General features: G+C 55.7%; 15 protein-coding genes, 1 tRNA gene and 1 pseudogene. 9 read left to right on the top strand and 8 right to left on the bottom strand.

Translation table 11 applies throughout. The features are described 5' to 3' along the window. Window positions 1-256: 256 nt before the first annotated feature. The 3 genes from GYN01_RS16025 to GYN01_RS16015 all read right to left on the bottom strand — a co-directional run bounded on the left by GYN01_RS16025 (window position 257) and on the right by GYN01_RS16015 (window position 1,660). On the bottom strand, window positions 257-529 hold the full coding sequence (locus tag GYN01_RS16025) for a hypothetical protein (protein ID WP_203307436.1): 273 nt from the start codon (window positions 527-529) through the stop codon (window positions 257-259). Window positions 530-743: 214 nt separating this feature from the next. Further along, window positions 744-1,364: a helix-turn-helix domain-containing protein gene (locus GYN01_RS16020; RefSeq protein WP_203307435.1), complete on the bottom strand. Its 621-nt coding sequence runs from the start codon at window positions 1,362-1,364 to the stop codon at window positions 744-746. After that, a complete protein-coding gene (locus GYN01_RS16015; protein WP_203307434.1) occupies window positions 1,361-1,660 on the bottom strand; it encodes a helix-turn-helix transcriptional regulator in 300 nt (99 codons plus the stop codon). Before GYN01_RS16015 ends, GYN01_RS16020 begins: the two co-directional genes overlap by 4 nt. Window positions 1,661-1,769: 109 nt before the next feature. Between GYN01_RS16015 and GYN01_RS16010 the strand changes: the two genes are divergently transcribed. Next, window positions 1,770-2,354: a hypothetical protein gene (locus GYN01_RS16010; RefSeq protein ID WP_203307433.1), complete on the top strand. Its 585-nt coding sequence runs from the start codon at window positions 1,770-1,772 to the stop codon at window positions 2,352-2,354. Window positions 2,355-2,418: 64 nt separating this feature from the next. Next, window positions 2,419-3,369, top strand: a complete 951-nt coding sequence (locus GYN01_RS16005) for a hypothetical protein (protein WP_203307432.1) — start codon at window positions 2,419-2,421, stop codon at window positions 3,367-3,369. Between the two features lie 202 nt (window positions 3,370-3,571). Here the strand turns inward: GYN01_RS16005 and GYN01_RS16000 are convergent, their stop codons facing one another. Together GYN01_RS16000 and GYN01_RS15995 are read right to left on the bottom strand one after the other, a co-directional pair. Then, complete coding sequence (locus GYN01_RS16000; protein WP_338053173.1) at window positions 3,572-4,786, bottom strand: site-specific integrase; 1,215 nt, start codon at window positions 4,784-4,786, stop codon at window positions 3,572-3,574. Further along, window positions 4,759-4,835: transfer RNA gene (locus GYN01_RS15995), tRNA-Arg, on the bottom strand. Before GYN01_RS15995 ends, GYN01_RS16000 begins: the two co-directional genes overlap by 28 nt. Window positions 4,836-5,183: 348 nt before the next feature. On the opposite strand from GYN01_RS15995, the gene gabD reads away from it, so the two are divergent. The 3 genes from gabD (at window position 5,184) to GYN01_RS15980 (ending at window position 9,447) form a co-directional block, all read left to right on the top strand. Continuing rightward, the gene (gabD, locus tag GYN01_RS15990) at window positions 5,184-6,626 is read left to right on the top strand and encodes an NADP-dependent succinate-semialdehyde dehydrogenase (protein ID WP_048364729.1); all 1,443 of its coding nucleotides are present in this window, start codon (window positions 5,184-5,186) and stop codon (window positions 6,624-6,626) included. 178 nt (window positions 6,627-6,804) lie between these two features. Then, window positions 6,805-8,088 carry a 4-aminobutyrate--2-oxoglutarate transaminase gene (gabT, locus tag GYN01_RS15985; protein ID WP_203307431.1) on the top strand — a complete coding sequence of 428 codons (1,284 nt, stop codon included), beginning with the start codon at window positions 6,805-6,807 and terminating at the stop codon, window positions 8,086-8,088. Window positions 8,089-8,232: 144 nt separating this feature from the next. Beyond that, entirely contained in the window at window positions 8,233-9,447 is a 1,215-nt protein-coding gene (locus GYN01_RS15980) for a response regulator (RefSeq protein ID WP_203307430.1), read from the top strand. Window positions 9,448-9,606: 159 nt separating this feature from the next. Here the strand turns inward: GYN01_RS15980 and desA are convergent, their stop codons facing one another. Continuing rightward, entirely contained in the window at window positions 9,607-10,791 is a 1,185-nt protein-coding gene (desA, locus tag GYN01_RS15975) for a delta-9 fatty acid desaturase DesA (RefSeq protein ID WP_048364769.1), read from the bottom strand. Between the two features lie 149 nt (window positions 10,792-10,940). Between desA and dibA the strand changes: the two genes are divergently transcribed. Continuing rightward, complete coding sequence (gene dibA, locus GYN01_RS15970; RefSeq protein WP_048364726.1) at window positions 10,941-12,863, top strand: phosphodiesterase DibA; 1,923 nt, start codon at window positions 10,941-10,943, stop codon at window positions 12,861-12,863. 8 nt (window positions 12,864-12,871) lie between these two features. On the opposite strand, the gene GYN01_RS15965 is transcribed toward dibA, so the two are convergent. Continuing rightward, window positions 12,872-13,156, bottom strand: a complete 285-nt coding sequence (locus GYN01_RS15965) for a hypothetical protein (RefSeq protein ID WP_048364725.1) — start codon at window positions 13,154-13,156, stop codon at window positions 12,872-12,874. A gap of 125 nt (window positions 13,157-13,281) precedes the next feature. On the opposite strand from GYN01_RS15965, the gene GYN01_RS15960 reads away from it, so the two are divergent. Beyond that, window positions 13,282-13,941 carry a glutathione S-transferase family protein gene (locus tag GYN01_RS15960; protein WP_048364724.1) on the top strand — a complete coding sequence of 220 codons (660 nt, stop codon included), beginning with the start codon at window positions 13,282-13,284 and terminating at the stop codon, window positions 13,939-13,941. A gap of 140 nt (window positions 13,942-14,081) precedes the next feature. Here the strand turns inward: GYN01_RS15960 and argH are convergent, their stop codons facing one another. Continuing rightward, entirely contained in the window at window positions 14,082-15,476 is a 1,395-nt protein-coding gene (argH, locus tag GYN01_RS15955; RefSeq protein ID WP_048364723.1) for an argininosuccinate lyase, read from the bottom strand. Window positions 15,477-15,742: 266 nt separating this feature from the next. Here argH and GYN01_RS15950 point away from each other — a divergent pair. Beyond that, window positions 15,743-15,865, top strand: a pseudogene (locus GYN01_RS15950) (sensor histidine kinase); the annotation flags it as partial. Beyond that, complete coding sequence (locus GYN01_RS15945) at window positions 15,862-16,608, top strand: LytR/AlgR family response regulator transcription factor (RefSeq protein WP_048364722.1); 747 nt, start codon at window positions 15,862-15,864, stop codon at window positions 16,606-16,608. The pseudogene GYN01_RS15950 and the gene GYN01_RS15945, both read left to right, overlap by 4 nt. Window positions 16,609-16,707 lie beyond the last annotated feature (99 nt).

Here is a 16,707-nt window from a genome sequence, read left to right as displayed (position 1 = left end):
AAATGTGGTCGCTTGCACTGCGACGGAAATCTGTAGACGCGATGAACGGTGGTAAGCCGTTTACCAGGTGCGGAACCCTCATGGTCTATGCGGGAGAGCTCAAGCTGATACCTGAGCTCATTCGCGAGTCAAAACCTGCCAGACGCTCCACGTCGCCCGATTCAGATTGAGTGCAGCATCTCAGGGCGGCTGAACGCATGTCAGTAAAAGTGGAACGCCTTAACTGATACGCACCTTGGGTAGCCGGTGCGCAGGGCTAGCTGCTCAGACTACCTTCCTGATCTAACAGAGCTCTGGCAGAGGGGCCATAGGTCGCGATGACATTCTCGATGGTATCCCGGTCGTTACAGTTCAAACTGCGGGTCAGGTCGAAGAGGGTGTTTCGCTCTGCTTTCCACTGGCTGATGATTTCAACATTCGGTTGGACTTTCTTCCGCTCGTAGAAAATCGACTCGGAACGGAGCGCTATCAAGCAACCCAAGAGGTCCTGGGCGATTTCCAGTCTATGAGCATCTGATGGTTGGATCATCGTTGAGACCTCCTGCTGATCGTTATCATGGCTTGCCGCGTTCCTAGATCTTGTCGGGTCGCGAGCAGTAATGGCGTTCCAACTGATATGGTTTTTTCTCTTCTTGTATGAGTGACTCTGTGTCACCTCAAATCAGGTTACACATGTCACACAGTCACCTGAAGTGAGCGCATGTATGCCACCCTGTCACGTGACTGGCGGTCCTGTGTATAACTCATGTTTTGGTCGCCTTGCGCTCCCGGATCGAGTTCCGGATGGACAGCAGCTTGGTGTAGATGTCCGGATTGCTCTCGGCCAAATGGTCCAAGTCAGCTTGGCTGATCTGGAAGCCAATGTTGGTCTGGTTCTCGATGATCTGTAGGTTTTCGATGTGAATACCTTGGCCGACTGCCTCCCTGTTGAAGAGCATACGTTTCAGCTCCTCAACCGTGCTTTTGATCTGGGCTGGGCGGTACTCCCACTGTGCTTGGCCTCTGGGTCTGCCTTGCGAGTCGCTAATTGCGATTTTTTCTGTGAGCATGTATTCGTTATGTTTACGGGACCGCGTCCTGCTGATGTAGCCTCGGGTTTCAAGCGTTTTGATCTCGCGCATAGCCTGGCGTGGACTGATCCCAGCTTTGCGAGCGATAGTGGGGATTGAAGGAATCGACAGTCCCGTTCTGAGATCGCAGTGGGATTTGATCACACAGTAAACCGCAAATGCATACGGCCCGAGCTTTGCGAGTTCGTGATCCACCATGGCCTGGAAAATGTGAAACCAATAGGTGTTGGATTTCAATTGATCCTGTGGTTCTTGCCCGGTGGCGGCATCAACCGATAATTCCAGCTCACTCATTTCCGAGCCTCCACCTGAGACTTCTTGGTAGGGCGCCCGACGTTATGTGGTCCTTCGGTCGAGGCTTGCTTGAGGAGAGGAGCCGATGTGATTGCCCCGGTACGCATCCACTGTCTGAGATCACCTAGCCGCCATCGCAAGCGTGACAGGCCGGGAACGGGCTCAAGCCCCGGCAATTTGCGCTGACGCACGGTCAGAGCGCTGAAGCCTGTCAATGCAGCGACCTCGGCAACGCCGATCAGTACGTCATCTGCTAGCTTCTGAATTTTTTGAATGGTTTCGTAATCGATGCTCATCGTGACTGTCGCTCGGCTGCTATGGAATGGCTCCAGCTTTCGCCATGCGACTGCGGATTCACTAGGACACCTTTTTGACAGATGCGCGATTTAGCCAAAGAATGGCCCCATGCAGCCACACATTCCCGATGCAGATGTCGACCCGGATGAAACCTTCCAGCTTGTTTTTCGTGAACTGAAACGTCATGAGGAAACGGGCCGGAGAAACTTTGTTGTCCGCGTCCCCGTGGATCTGCTTGAGTACCTGTTCTCAGCCATTTTGCGCAAGTCAGGGATGTCGCGGGTGGCCCTTGAGCGGTTGCTGACAGAGCTGGGAATTTACGGCTTCAAAGACGCGGACGGCCGGATTCTCCGACGGTATTTGAGTGGCCACACACGTATGGCTTGGTCGACCTACCAGCGTTTGATGCTATGGGCGTTATCATGCGGCTGGATCAGCATATGGGCTTTCCGCGATTTGGCTTTTCGTTCATATGAGCGAGAAGCTGCTCAGCTTTGCGCACGCAAAATATTGAACACTCTCAAGCGTCGGACGACGCTCCCTGATTTGACCAAGGAGCAGGTTGTCGCGTGCTTCTATGAGGTTTATCAGCTTAGGCAGCAGGAGCGCGATCAGGCTGCGACTACCCGATTGCGAACTGATGCAGCCGCTAGGGAACTCGCTAGCTTTGTAGAGTTTGGTCTCAATGGGTAGGCGGCGTATGCATATAGCTGTTATAGCTGTTATAGCTAATAATCAATTATAAGGATATAGCTTTGTGTTAGATTTTTTCCAGAGTATATGGGGATCATTTGTAATCGGGATTGGCTCGCTATTAGTTGTGTGCAAGGTTTTTGAAAATTATGAAAAGGTTATTAGAAAAGATAAGCTCCAGAGAATCTCGGAAAATATCACTAAGTTTAAATTTTCAACCGGGGCAAGAAAGGTTTTTGCTGTATGGGTTTATCTAAATAATGCGCTGTTTGGAAAAAAGCTAATATCGTGGCGAGCTTTTTTTGTTAGTGTTATTCTCACGAACGCTTGGGCTGGCATATTCATTGTTATGTTTAGCTGGAAGTATCCAGAGTTTCATATGTGGATGAAAGATATCCTAAATGTTAGATCCCTACATTGGCCTGCCTTAGTGATCTATCTTTCTGTAATGGTGATTGAGTTTTTATCAATTTCGTTGAGTCGTAAAATTTATAGAGTGGCTTTATCAAAAGGAAATAAGACATTTGGGTGGGCCTTGCTAATCGATTTTTTTGGCTCGGTGCTGGTTTACTATCTCGGTTTGACTTTTGTGAAGATGGCTTTGCTTCATCAGAGCACTTTATCGCTCTTCGAGGCTTTGGAGTCGTGGCTTAATCCAAGCAATTTGACGACTCTTCTAGTGGTGCTAGAAGATTTTGATATGTCTAATTTCAAATCAGACGGACATGGGCGCTTTACTACAGAAACCCCATTGACGACAGAAATGGTCTATGCGTTCCCAGAGGGCGTTTTCTTTTTTACTAGCCTTCTAACCTCCGTATGGCTGTGGGGCTACATCTCTGCTTATGCTCTCGCATATGCCTGTGTTCGTATTGATCGTCTACCACCCAAACTTTGGAGTTTTCTTAAAATTGAAGAGCAGCCATTGCTGAGCCTTTCTGTATTTTTTGGGACGATAGGGGTTTTTGTTTATGTTCTAGTCCATGTTGCAGGAGTTTTCTTGGGTGTTAAATAAATCTTTTATATAGCTGCGCTGCGGCTTACCCACGCCGCAGCTTTTTACGATGCATTGACTCTATTATCTTAGAGGCTAGTACTCCATGAAAAAAAGATGGGCAGGTTGAATTAAGTTAAAGTGACATTTATTAAGGCGGGCGAGTAGGGGGGGCAGCCCAGAGGACATGTAGACCTTGCCTCTAGGTCTAGATGACTTCGGCTCATATCAACTTTGCCGCCAGCTCTTCCGCAGTAATGTTGTAATACCGCTTTAACATGTTCACCTCCCGATGCCCTGTCACGCTGGCAAGCTCGATCAGATTCGGCAGCTTGGTCGCAAGCCGACAGGTCGCCTCATGCCGCAGGTCGTGAAAGCGTAAATTGATCAGGAAGTCTTCCTGAGGTGTTACCTGCGTCACCTCGCAATCGCCTAAGTATTTCAGCCTCGCACGCTCCAGACCTCGGACAAAAGCCTTCTTGAGCGCATCAGCCGTGGTGGGAAAGACTCGACCGCACAACGAGCGCGGCAAATCCTTCAGCAACTGAATAGCCTTTGGTGAGAGCGGGACGGTTCTGGGCAGCCCGTTCTTAGTCGCGGGAAGGTGCGCGGTTCTACGATCCAGGTTCACATGCTTCCAGCGGAGCTCGAAAATCTCGCCACGGCGCATCGCTGTCTCAATCGCCAGTTGGACGATGGGCCGTATCCAGGGATTGTGTGAGGCGTCGGCATAGGTGCCGTCAGCACGGCGCTCACGAAGCTCCAGGGCGCTGAGGATGTATTGCTCTTCAATTGGATCGAGCCGTCGCGAGCGTTCGTCGTTGTAGCTTGGACGGCTGACCATCCTGACCGGGTTCTCGGCGAGGTGAATTCCCCACTCGCGGCGAGCGACCTCAATCACACACTGAAACAGCGCGAGCTCACGCTTCACCGTGTTGCCCTTGCGGATCTTCAGGCGTTCGTCACGGTAGCGAGCGAAGTCGGAAGAGGTGAGGGTGGCAACGATGCGTGTCGCCAGCGGATGACGCTTGAGCGCTTCCAAGCGTTTGATTTCCGAATACGCGCCTTTGTGCTTCGGAGCGATCTCGGAGATATAGCGATCAATGAGTTGATGAAAGGCGGTGCGTTCAGCCTCGACACGAGAGACAAAAATGCCTCGGTCGATTTCGCTTTCAATCATACGCGCCCAGGCTTGGGCATCGGCTTTAGTTTCGAAGGTTTTTCTTTGGGCTGGATAGCCCTTGCGGCGAATTTGCGCTTCCCACTGATACTCGCCGCGATTCCTGATTGTTGCCATTTCGACCATTCCCGCCACATTAAGTGTGGCAAATTTGTGGCAAAAACGACTTTCAGGACTAGGACAGGTTTCTGTCAGGAGCGCTATCCCCTTGTAATACAAGGGAAAGAAGATGGTGCACCAGGCGGGATTCGAACCCACGACCACTGCCTTCGGAGGGCAGTACTCTATCCAGCTGAGCTACTGGTGCAACGCGGGCGCCATGATACTCATCTGCGTGTCACCCGTCCATGCCGCTGATTGTGCAGGTGTTTCTTGCGTCAATATGGGCTATTAATGGAGGCCGTATGAAAAAAGGGGTAACACAGTCGCTTGTTCTTTTTTTCGAACAACCTATTGTCCTTTACCCCCTTTACTCCTAGGATTCGTTTGAGATTTCAAACGCTCTTGTCTGAGTGCTAAACCGCACGCCGTGTGTGTTGTGCGTTTTTTGAACACTTTGGCAGTGAATGACTTCCTGACGGCAGCCATCTCTGGCGCCTTTCTACACTCAATAATTTGCCCCGCGCCTGCGCGGTGCTGTTAAGGAAAGCCCACCATGCAGCTCAAAGACGCACAGTTGTTCCGCCAGCAAGCCTACATCGATGGTGCTTGGGTAGACGCGGACGGCGGTCAGACAATCAAGGTCAACAACCCGGCCACCGGTGACATTCTCGGTACGGTGCCAAAAATGGGCGCAGCCGAAACCCGTCGCGCCATTGAAGCTGCTGATAAAGCACTTCCCGCCTGGCGTGCCCTGACTGCCAAAGAACGTGCGACCAAACTGCGCCGTTGGTTTGAACTGCTGATTGAGCACCAGGACGACTTGGGTCGCCTGATGACCCTGGAGCAAGGCAAGCCGCTGGCCGAAGCCAAGGGCGAAATCGTTTACGCCGCGTCGTTCATCGAGTGGTTCGCCGAAGAAGCCAAGCGTATTTATGGCGATGTGATTCCCGGCCATCAGCCGGACAAGCGCCTGATCGTCATCAAGCAGCCCATTGGCGTAACGGCCGCAATCACCCCGTGGAACTTCCCGGCGGCCATGATCACCCGTAAAGCCGGCCCGGCGCTGGCGGCTGGCTGCACGATGGTGATCAAGCCCGCTTCGCAAACCCCGTTCTCGGCGTTGGCACTGGTTGAGCTGGCGCATCGCGCAGGCATCCCTAAAGGCGTGCTGAGCGTGGTCACCGGCAGCGCTGGCGACATCGGCGGTGAGCTGACCAGCAACCCGATCGTGCGCAAACTGTCCTTCACCGGTTCGACCGAGATCGGTCGCCAACTGATGGCTGAATGCGCCAAGGACATCAAAAAAGTCTCGCTGGAACTGGGCGGCAACGCGCCATTTATCGTGTTCGACGACGCCGATCTGGATAAGGCCGTCGAGGGCGCGATCATTTCCAAATACCGCAACAATGGTCAGACCTGCGTCTGTGCCAACCGTCTGTACATTCAAGATTCGGTGTACGACGCGTTTGCTGAAAAGCTCAAAGTCGCAGTGGCCAAGCTGAAAATCGGCAACGGTCTGGAAGAGGGCACCACCACCGGCCCGCTGATTGATGACAAGGCCGTGGCCAAAGTCAAAGAGCACATTGCCGACGCGCTGAGCAAAGGTGCCACCCTGTTGGCCGGCGGCCACAGCCTCGAAGGCAGCTTCTTCGAGCCGACAATTCTGGTTAACGTGCCGAAAAATGCCGCTGTGGCGAAGGAAGAAACCTTTGGCCCGCTGGCGCCGCTGTTCCGCTTCAAAGACGAAGCCGAAGTGATTGCCATGGCCAACGACACTGAGTTCGGCTTGGCCTCGTATTTCTATGCGCGCGACCTGAGCCGTGTGTTCCGTGTGGCAGAAGCCCTGGAATACGGCATGGTCGGTGTCAACACCGGTCTGATTTCCAACGAAGTCGCGCCGTTTGGCGGCATCAAAGCGTCGGGCCTGGGCCGTGAAGGCTCCAAGTACGGCATCGAAGACTACCTGGAAATCAAATATCTCTGCCTGGGGATCTAAACCCGGCGGGTGGTTCAAGCAGAAGGGGCACGAGAGCGATGCTTCTTCTGCGTTTCAAACTGTTAACTTTTGTGGCCAGGTGCGCCATGCCAGTCGATCATCGCATGCTGGCATGAGTGTCTCCCTGGCGCGTCAGCCTTGAACCACGCTGCTTGATGAGCAGCGAATGAGGAACACCATGAGCAACAAGACCAACGCATCCCTGATGAAACGCCGTGAAGCCGCTGTCCCGCGCGGTGTTGGCCAGATTCACCCGATCTTCGCGGAGTCGGCGCACAACGCGACCGTGACTGACGTTGAAGGTCGTGAGTTCATCGACTTTGCAGGCGGTATCGCCGTGCTCAACACCGGTCACCTGCACCCCAAAATCATTGCGGCCGTGCAAGCGCAACTGACCAAGCTGACTCACACCTGCTTCCAGGTACTGGCCTATGAGCCGTACGTTGAGCTGTGTGAAAAAATCAACGCCAAGGTGCCGGGTAATTTCGATAAAAAAACCCTGCTGGTCACCACGGGTTCTGAAGCGGTCGAAAACGCCGTGAAAATCGCCCGTGCTGCCACGGGTCGCGCGGGCGTCATCGCATTCACCGGCGCTTACCACGGTCGCACCATGATGACCCTGGGCCTGACCGGTAAAGTCGTGCCGTATTCGGCGGGCATGGGCCTGATGCCTGGCGGCATCTTCCGTGCGCTGTTTCCGTGCGAGCTGCATGGCATCAGCGTGGATGACTCCATCGCCAGCATCGAGCGCATCTTTAAAAACGACGCCGAGCCTAAAGACATCGCCGCCATCATCATCGAGCCGGTACAGGGCGAAGGTGGTTTCTATGTGGCGCCAAAAGCGTTCATGGCACGCCTGCGCGAGCTGTGCGACAAGCACGGCATCCTGCTGATCGCCGACGAAGTGCAAACCGGCGCCGGTCGTACCGGTACCTTCTTCGCCATGGAGCAGATGGGCGTGACCGCGGACCTGACCACCTTTGCCAAATCCATCGCTGGCGGTTTCCCGCTGGCCGGTGTGTGCGGCAAGGCTGAACTGATGGACGCCATTGCGCCAGGCGGTCTGGGCGGCACCTATGCCGGTAGCCCGATTGCTTGTGCCGCTGCATTGGCGGTGCTCGAAGTGTTTGAAGAAGAGCACCTGCTGGACCGTTGCAAGGCGGTCGGCGAGCATCTGGTGACGGGCCTCAAAGCGATTCAGGCCAAGTACCCGGTCATCGGTGATGTCCGTGCGCTGGGCGCAATGATTGCTGTCGAGCTGTTTGAAGGCGGCGACTCGCACAAACCTAACGCGGCAGCCGTGGCTCAAGTAGTCGCCAAGGCGCGTGAGAAAGGTCTGATTCTGTTGTCGTGCGGCCCTTACGGCAACGTGCTGCGGGTGCTGGTACCGCTGACCTCGCCTGACGAGCAACTGGACAGAGGTCTGGCCATCATCGAAGAATGCTTCGCTGAATTGGCGTGAGTCCTGACATCTGAGTTGTGATCGGCTACACAAAAAAACCGCTTCGGCGGTTTTTTTTCGTCTGTGAAACGCATTTAAGGCATTTTGCCTGTATCCGACGCGTGGCATTGACTAAGGTGCATGGACATCCCTCGGAGTGCATTCATGACTGCTGTTGAAGTATCCGCCACGCCGAGCGTGCTGATTGCCGAGACTGACCCCTGGTCTCGGGACCTGCTCAAACAAGTGGTGCTGAGCGTGCGTTGCGACGCGCAACTGGACGTGTGTGGCGAAGGCCAGCAAGCGCTCGCGTTGCTGAGTGAAAAGGACTATGACCTGGTGATTGCGGACTGGGACTTGCCGGGTGTAAGTGGGTTGGACCTGCTGCGCAATGTGCGCCAGCGCCGCCGCCAGCCGGTATCGCCATTCATCTTGTTAAGCAGCCGCAATGACAGCGCCAGCGTGCGTCAAGCGTTGCCGCTGGCGCCCACGGCTTACCTGACCAAGCCGCTGGACATGCCCGGCCTGACACAGCGCTTGCAAGGCCTGCTACTCAGCGCGGGGCAAGAGGTTGCGTGCGATGTGCCCGCGTTGACGGCGGGTATGACCCTTAAGCGTTTTTTGGAACACCGCCGTGCGTCCTGCGACGGCGCGCCGCTGCTGGCCGATGTGCAACTGGCGGTCAAGCGCAGCCTTAACCCTGGGGGACTGGACCTCAAATTGCTTGAGCAGCAAGTGCGCACTGATCCGCAAATCACCGCTGTGCTGATTGCGGCTGCCAACAGCGCTGCCCAGCACCGCGTCAGCCCGGTACAAACCCTGGCTCAGGCGTTGCAGCGCTTGGGGCCGGCGCAAAGCATGAACTTGGTGTTGGGGCTGACCCTCAAACGCAGTGCCCGCCTGAGCGACCCATGCCTGGCCGACTACGCCGAACACTACTGGAACGCGTCACTGCACACCGCCGAGTACGGACGCACGCTGGCGCGCATGCTCAGCCTGGATCAGGAGCGCTGTTATTGCGCCGGTTTGCTGCATCGTTTGGGCGATTTAGCGTTGTTGCGTTGCCTGCAAGAGTGGCTGCAAGCCGGAGGGGAGTTGGATACCCGCGCCATTGATGAGTCACTGGCTGAATTCGGCGCCGCCTATGGTTCGGCGTTGCGCACGCGCTGGCGCTTGCCTCTGGAGCTGCGCGAGTTGATCGCGGCGATTTATCACTTGGGGGGCGGGGTGTATTCGCGCGAAGCGTTGCTGATGAACCTTGTCGGGCAAGTGGCCAACTTGAAGCCTGAAGAAGGCATTGACGCGTTGGCCAAGAGTAAAACGGCACGCCTGTTGAAGATCGGCGTACCTGAGCTGTCACGGTTGATCAAAAAAACCTGAATAACCGTGTAACCGTTGCCGAAGGCGACGTCCTGTTTCAGAGCAGTCCTAAAGAGGAGGCGCTTGATCAGATCAGCCGCAGTGCCGGAGTTCAGAGCAGCCCTTGTCGCCGAACGTAGCCTGCGGCAAGGGTCAGGAAAACCGGCCCCGCATCCGCCTTTACACCGCAGCAGGACGCAACGAGTAGGTCTTCAATTGCTTGGCGAAATCACGCAGTGACTGAATCCCGCTGGCTTCGGCTTCATGTACCCACTCTTTGATCGCGGCCAGCATGTCGTGGCCGTTGGAGCTGGTCTTGACCCAAATTTGCTGCAACGCCAAACGTTTTTCGTAAATCACTTTCAGCGATTGACTGTGCTCCAGCAGCGTTTCAATGCGCTGGTGGTGACGATCGTCCAGCAAGCTGGTTTCACGCGACAGCAGGCGCTTGGCACGGCGGAACTGGTGACGCACTGAGTGATCGACCTTGGCCAGCTCTTGCTGCACCAGCGGCGCGATCACCAATTTGCGGTACTGCGCCATGATCTGGAAGCGGTTGTTCAGAATTGCCATGGCGGTGTCCATGTCCAGGCTGCCTTTGCCCTCGACCCGATGGGCAATTGGCGCCACGCGCTGAACCTTGGCCAGTCGCAAGAAGCTGAATACTTTGATCCACGCCCAACCAAGGTCGAACTCCCACTTCTTGACCGACAGCTTGGCCGAGTTCGGGTAGGTATGGTGATTGTTGTGCAGCTCTTCGCCGCCAATAAGAATGCCCCACGGCACCAGATTGGTGGCCGCATCGCGGCATTCGAAGTTGCGATAACCCACCGCATGGCCCAGACCGTTCACCACGCCTGCGGCCCACACCGGAATCCACATCATCTGGATGGCCCAGATGGTCAGGCCGATGGCCCCGAACAGCAGCAGGTCGATGGCCAGCATGATTGCCACGCCCAACAGCTTGTAGCGCGAGTAGATGTTTCGCTCAACCCAGTCTTCAGGGCAGTTTTTGCCGTAAATGCGCAAGGTTTCAGGGTTTTGCGCTTCGTCACGGTAAAGCTCTGCACCTTTGCGCAAAACGGTCGATAACCCTTTTATGACCGGGCTGTGCGGGTCATCAACGGTTTCGCATTTGGCGTGGTGTTTGCGGTGGATAGCGGTCCACTCGCGGGTGTTCTGAGCGGTGGTTAGCCACAGCCAGAAGCGGAAGAAGTGTTTCAGGCCACCATTAAGCTCCAGCGAGCGGTGAGCTGAGTAGCGATGCAGATAAACCGTGACACCAATAATGGTCACGTGGGTCATCAACAGAGTGACTGCCACCAGTTGCCAGGCTGACAAGTCGAGAAAACCGTTGTACCACATAGGCTGTTTGGCCCTCGGAAAAATGAAAAAAGCTGCAACACGCATTATCACTATGCAGCCAGATAAAACCAGTCGGCCTTTCAGATAACAGTCGCGGGATGTTTCTTACTTTATAATCCCCCTTTTTTTGTAGGCGTTTTAAATTTCTTATGTCGGTTTCTTATCGTGATGCCATGCGTGCAGCCATGCTGTATGGGCTGCTGTCGGTTTTATGGCTCTTGCTGACTGATCATTTATTGAACAGTTATTTCGATGATTCGGCGCAACTGGCACGCTGGCAACTCATAAATAGCTACGTGTGGGTGTTTGTCAGTGCGGCTCTGATTTTCGTTGCGCGGGCGCGTCTGTTCAGCTTTCTGGGCATGGGCGCACGTTTAAAACGCCAGCGCCAAGACCAGGAACGCTTGCGCCAAGCGGCCGTGGTGTTCGATTGCACCCGTGAAGGGGTACTGGTCAGTGACCGCAACGGTGTGATCGTCCACGTTAATCGGGCGTTGGTTAAAATCACCGGCTACACGCCCGAAGAAGTGCTGGGCCAACGCCCTAGCCTATTTAAGTCAGGCCATCATGGGGCGCAATTTTATCAGGCGGTGTTCCAGTCGCTGCAAAAAAACGGCGAATGGCACGGTGAGATCTGGAACCGTCGCAAAAGCGGCGAAATCTATCCGCAGTGGCAGACCATTCGTGCTGTGCGCGACCTCAAAGGCCACGTCAGCCATTACGTGGCCGTGTTTTCGGATATTTCAGCGATCAAGAATTCGCAAACCGAGATGATGCGCCTGGCCCACCAAGACCCCTTGACTGACTTGCCCAACCGTCTGTTATTTACCGACCGTACCGAACAAGCGCTGACCTACGCTCAGCGTCATAAGTCGGGCTGTGCCTTATTAATGATCGATCTCGATCATTTCAAAATCATCAACGACAGCCTGGGCCATAACGTCGGTGATCTGTTGCTCAAAGCGGTGGGTGAGCGACTGCTCAGTGTCTTCGGCAAAGGCTTTACGGTTGCCCGCCTGGGGGGTGATGAGTTCGCCGTGCTGATCGAGCACTGTAATCAGGTCGCGCAAGCCGCCGGTTTTGCCCAGAAAGTGCTGGAGGTGATGAAGGGCGCGTTCATCATTGATAGCCACCAGCTTTTCATGAGTGCCAGCGTTGGCATCAGCTTGTTTCCTAACGATGCCTTGAATGCCGAGCAATTATTGCGCAATGCCGACTCGGCCCTGTTTAAAGCCAAAAGTGCCGGGCGCGAAGGCTACGCCTTGTACACCGAAGAGTTGACGGCCCATGCGCAATACCGCATTGAGGTGGCCAGCGATTTGCGCCGTGCGCTTGAGCAGCATGAGCTGCGCGTGTATTTCCAGCCGGTGCATGACTTGACCACCAGCCGCCTGGTCGGCGTTGAGGCGCTGGTGCGCTGGCAACACCCGCAACGGGGATTGGTGGCGCCGGGAGAATTTATCCCGATCGCCGAGCGTACCGGGCTGATTGCCGAAATCGACGCCTGGGTGCTGGAGCAAGCGTGCTGGCAAATGTGCCAATGGCAGGCAGCGGGGGTGAATTTGTCATTTGTGGCAGTGAACATTTCCAGTCGCCTGTTTGCACGGCCAGAGTTGTACCAGTTGGTCTCGACTGTGTTGGCCGACACGGGACTGGACCCTGCGTTGCTGGAGCTGGAAGTGACTGAAAGCGCGGTCATGGACAACTCCGAAGTGGCGCTTGAGCAAATGCACCGTCTGCGTGAGCTGGGCCTGCGACTGGCCATTGATGACTTCGGTACCGGTTTTTCATCGTTGCTGCGGCTCAAGCAATTACCTGTGCAGAAGCTCAAGATCGATCAGGGGTTTGTCGCGGGGCTGCCGGGTGACGATGACGACGTGGCGATTGTGCGTGCGGTGATCGCATTGGCCCAAAGCATGGGCATGCAGGTACATGCAGAGGGGATCGAGCACGTCGAGCAGGCGCAGTTCCTGCTCGACTACAACTGCGACCTGGGGCAAGGCTACTGGTTTGGCCGCCCGATGCCCGCCCGTGAACTGGACTGGCAGCGGGCGCCCACGATTCGCCCCTGAGCCGTGGCTCAGTTTTTCTCGGGGGGCAACTCAGGGAGTGCGCGCAACGCGGCTTCGTACCACTCGGTATTAAAGGCGCGGTCTTCTTCGAGGATCGCGTCAATCTCCACGGCCAGCACGTGGGCCATCATGTTCAAAATGTCATCACGCTCGTAGCCCACCAGCGTCAGCTTGTTGAACGTGGCTTTGGCCGCTGGCGGGTTATCGGCCTCGATCTGGTTCTCGATGGCTTCGATCAGGGTGTTTTCGGCGAACGCTTCTTCGTCGTTATCGATGTCTGTTGGCTCGCTCATGGGCAGGCTCCTTAAGTAAAGACCGGCAGTCTAACTGCATTCAGCACAATGATGCTGCTAGCCAGCATAGCGGTGAAGCTCTATAACAACGGCTGCCAACCCCAACACGGCCTGGAGGCTTTGCAATGCTCAAGCTTTATGGATTCGCGGTCAGTAACTACTACAACATGGTCAAACTGGCGCTGCTGGAAAAAGGCGTGCCGTTTGAAGAAGTGCCCTTTTTCGCCGCACAAACCCCTGAGGCGCTGACGGTAAGCCCGTGTGCAAAGGTGCCTGCGCTAGAGGTTGAACAGGGTTTCATCAACGAAACCAGCGTTATTCTTGAGTACATCGAGCAGACCCAGCCTGGCCCTAAACTGCTGCCCACAGACCCGTTTGAGCGTGCTCAAGTGCTGGCGCTGGCCAAAGAAATCGAGTTGTACATCGAGCTACCCGCCCGCGCGTGCTACGCCGAAGCATTCTTCGGGATGCAAGTGCCCGACGCGATCAAGAGCAAAGCCAAGGCGGAATTGCTACACGGCATTGCTTCGCTCGGTCGGCAAGGAAAGTTCGCACCGTATGTGGTCGGAGAAACGCTGAGCGTTGCGGATATTTACTTCCTCTACAGCGTCAGTCTCGCTAGCGCCGTAGGGCATAAAGTTTTTGGTATGGACCTGTTGGCCGAGTTGCCAGCGGCCAAAGCCTTGTTGGAGCATTTTGAGAAAAATCCGCATGTGCAGCGTATTGCTGCGGACAGAGAGGCGGCAATGCCGAAGTTTCTGGCCTGGATCAGCAGTAAGAAATAACTGAAAGCTTTCGCCGGTCACGCGTCGCAGATGTAAACCCTTCAACCGTGTGCGTCAGCTGCATGGCATTGACAGGGTTTACGGGCGCTTCGCGCCCGTTCGCAGTCTCATGCCTTGCCAGCTTTTTCAGGTCAGACGTATTAGCGACTGGCCAACAGGGCTTTGCCACGCACAACGGCCGCTTTAACCTGAGCCGGTGCCGTACCGCCGATGTGGTCGCGTGCATTCACCGACCCTTCAAGCGTCAATACGGCAAACACGTCCTCCTCGATCTGGTCGCTGAACTGGCGCAGTTCCTCAAGGCTCATCTCAGCCAAGTCTTTGCCCGTCTCAACGCCATATTTCACCGCGTGACCCACGATTTCGTGGCAGTCACGGAACGGCAGGCCACGGCGTACCAAGTAGTCCGCCAAGTCAGTCGCTGTCGAGAACCCGCGCAGGGCCGCTTCACGCATGATCGCGTGTTTGGGCTTGATAGCAGGGATCATGTCGGCAAACGCGCGCAACGAATCGCGCAGGGTGTCGGCAGCATCGAACAGGGGTTCTTTGTCTTCCTGGTTGTCTTTGTTGTAGGCCAGTGGCTGGCCCTTCATCAAGGTCAACAGGCCCATCAGCGCGCCGAACACACGGCCGCTTTTGCCACGGACCAGCTCCGGCACGTCAGGGTTTTTCTTTTGCGGCATGATCGAGCTGCCGGTGCAGAACCGGTCAGGCAGGTCGATGAACTGGAACTGCGCGCTGGTCCACAGCACCAGTTCTTCGGAGAAGCGCGACAAGTGCATCATCGCGATGCTCGCAGCGGCGCAGAATTCGATGGCGAAATCGCGATCCGACACGTTGTCCAGCGAGTTGCCGCCTACCGCGTCGAAGCCCAGCAGTTGCGCGGTAAATTCGCGGTCGATCGGGTAGGTGGTACCTGCCAGCGCGGCGCTGCCCAGCGGCATGCGGTTAGTGCGCTTGCGGCAATCTACCAGGCGCTCGTAATCGCGGCTGAGCATCTCGAACCAAGCCAGCATGTGGTGGCCGAACGTGACCGGCTGCGCGGTTTGCAGGTGCGTGAAGCCGGGCATGATGGTGTCGGCTTCACGCTCGGCTTGTTCCAGCAGGCCTTTTTGCAGGCGGGTGATTTCAGCCAGGATGAGGTCGATTTCATCGCGCAGCCACAAGCGAATGTCGGTGGCGACCTGATCGTTACGGCTACGCCCGGTGTGCAGCTTTTTGCCGGTCACGCCGATGCGATCGGTCAGGCGCGCCTCGATGTTCATGTGCACGTCTTCCAGATCGATGCGCCAGTCAAATTGACCGGCTTCGATTTCGCTCTGAATGGTCTTCAGGCCGTCGATGATGCTGTCGCGCTCGGCATCGGTCAGCACGCCGACCTTGGCCAGCATGGTGGCATGAGCCACGGAGCCCATGATGTCGTGACGATAAAGGCGTTGGTCGAACGTGACGGAGGCGGTGAAGCGCGCAACGAAGGCGTCGACGGGTTCACTGAAGCGGCCGCCCCAGGACTGATTGGTCTTGTCGGTGCTCATGGATTCGCTCGTAATCGGCTGAGGGGAGTTACACAAAAAGTTACCGCGAATCATAACAGGGTTGCCATTCGTGGCGTTGACGCAGGTCGGCAGGTTTTTGTCTTAACTGAGGTATAAACAAAATACCGAAACGAAATGTATCGTTTGAATACGTTCGGCTTGGCAACCGTCTACAGTTGGTCGTATGAATAAGTCGTTACAGGTGTTTACATAAACCCCGGCTTATTTGAATTTAAAACGAGCAACAGACACAGGTGAATTTTGCTGTGCGTTTTGCGGCACTTTTTGGCCTTCGCGCTAGTCTTAGCATCGATCGCCGTGACAGCCGTCACTTCACCTGTCTACGCTATCCTTGTGCGAGACTCACGCAGGAATACAGCGCTATATGAATGTCCTGATCGTTGATGACGAAACCCTGGCCCGCGAGCATTTGAGCCATTTGATTGGCTCGCTTGAGGGCTACACGCTGCTCGAGCCTGGCGCCACTCATGGCGAAGAGGCGTTGAGCCTGATCGAAAGCCTGAAACCGGACGTCGTGTTGCTCGACGTGCGCATGCCGGGCCTGGACGGGCTGCAAGTAGCAGCCAAATTGTGCGAGCGCGAACTGCCGCCTTCGGTGGTATTTTGTATCGCGCCTGACGAATTTCCGGAGCAGGCCCTCAAAGACAGCGGCGTCAGCTACGTGCTCAAACCGGTCAATGCCCAAGACTTGAGCGCGGCCTTAAAAGAGGCGCACCGGCCTAACCGCATTCAACTGGCTGCACTCACGCGCCCCGCCGCCCAGACCGGCAGCGGCCCGCGTAGCCATATCAGTGCGCGCACCCGCAAAGGCATTGAGCTGATCCCGATCGATCAGGTGATTTACTTCATTGCCGACCACAAATACGTGACCCTGCGCCACGAGGGCGGCGAAGTGTTGCTCGATGAACCGCTCAAAGCCCTGGAAGACGAATTCGGCGAACGCTTTGTGCGCATTCACCGTAACGCGCTGGTGGCCCGCGAGCGCATTGAGCGCCTGCAACGTACGCCGCTGGGGCACTTCCAGTTGTTCCTCAAAGGGCTTAATGGTGATGCGTTGATTGTCAGCCGTCGCCATGTCGCTGGTGTACGCAAGATGATGCAACAGCTGTAGCACGCGCCAAAAAGGGCGCGTGCGCCCCGTTTTGGGCCAGGGAGGCCGTGCACTTCTGACACAAGTCAAAGCAGATTTGTCTGAGCTGTTATTATCCGC

The sequence above is a fragment of the Pseudomonas weihenstephanensis genome (assembly GCF_016812185.1).
Lineage (GTDB): Bacteria > Pseudomonadota > Gammaproteobacteria > Pseudomonadales > Pseudomonadaceae > Aquipseudomonas > Aquipseudomonas weihenstephanensis.
This window is presented reverse-complemented; position numbering and strand designations above follow the sequence as displayed.

Excerpts from the sequence above, each read along its gene's own strand:
- GYN01_RS16025 (WP_203307436.1), bottom strand. The coding sequence starts at position 529 with ATGATCCAACCATCAGATGCTCATAGACTGGAAATCGCCCAGGACCTC.
- GYN01_RS16020 (WP_203307435.1), bottom strand. The coding sequence starts at position 1,364 with ATGAGTGAGCTGGAATTATCGGTTGATGCCGCCACCGGGCAAGAACCA.
- GYN01_RS16015 (WP_203307434.1), bottom strand. The coding sequence starts at position 1,660 with ATGAGCATCGATTACGAAACCATTCAAAAAATTCAGAAGCTAGCAGAT.
- GYN01_RS16010 (WP_203307433.1), top strand. The coding sequence starts at position 1,770 with ATGCAGCCACACATTCCCGATGCAGATGTCGACCCGGATGAAACCTTC.
- gabD (WP_048364729.1), top strand. The coding sequence starts at position 5,184 with ATGCAGCTCAAAGACGCACAGTTGTTCCGCCAGCAAGCCTACATCGAT.
- gabT (WP_203307431.1), top strand. The coding sequence starts at position 6,805 with ATGAGCAACAAGACCAACGCATCCCTGATGAAACGCCGTGAAGCCGCT.
- GYN01_RS15980 (WP_203307430.1), top strand. The coding sequence starts at position 8,233 with ATGACTGCTGTTGAAGTATCCGCCACGCCGAGCGTGCTGATTGCCGAG.
- desA (WP_048364769.1), bottom strand. The coding sequence starts at position 10,791 with ATGTGGTACAACGGTTTTCTCGACTTGTCAGCCTGGCAACTGGTGGCA.
- dibA (WP_048364726.1), top strand. The coding sequence starts at position 10,941 with ATGTCGGTTTCTTATCGTGATGCCATGCGTGCAGCCATGCTGTATGGG.
- GYN01_RS15965 (WP_048364725.1), bottom strand. The coding sequence starts at position 13,156 with ATGAGCGAGCCAACAGACATCGATAACGACGAAGAAGCGTTCGCCGAA.
- GYN01_RS15960 (WP_048364724.1), top strand. The coding sequence starts at position 13,282 with ATGCTCAAGCTTTATGGATTCGCGGTCAGTAACTACTACAACATGGTC.
- argH (WP_048364723.1), bottom strand. The coding sequence starts at position 15,476 with ATGAGCACCGACAAGACCAATCAGTCCTGGGGCGGCCGCTTCAGTGAA.
- GYN01_RS15945 (WP_048364722.1), top strand. The coding sequence starts at position 15,862 with ATGAATGTCCTGATCGTTGATGACGAAACCCTGGCCCGCGAGCATTTG.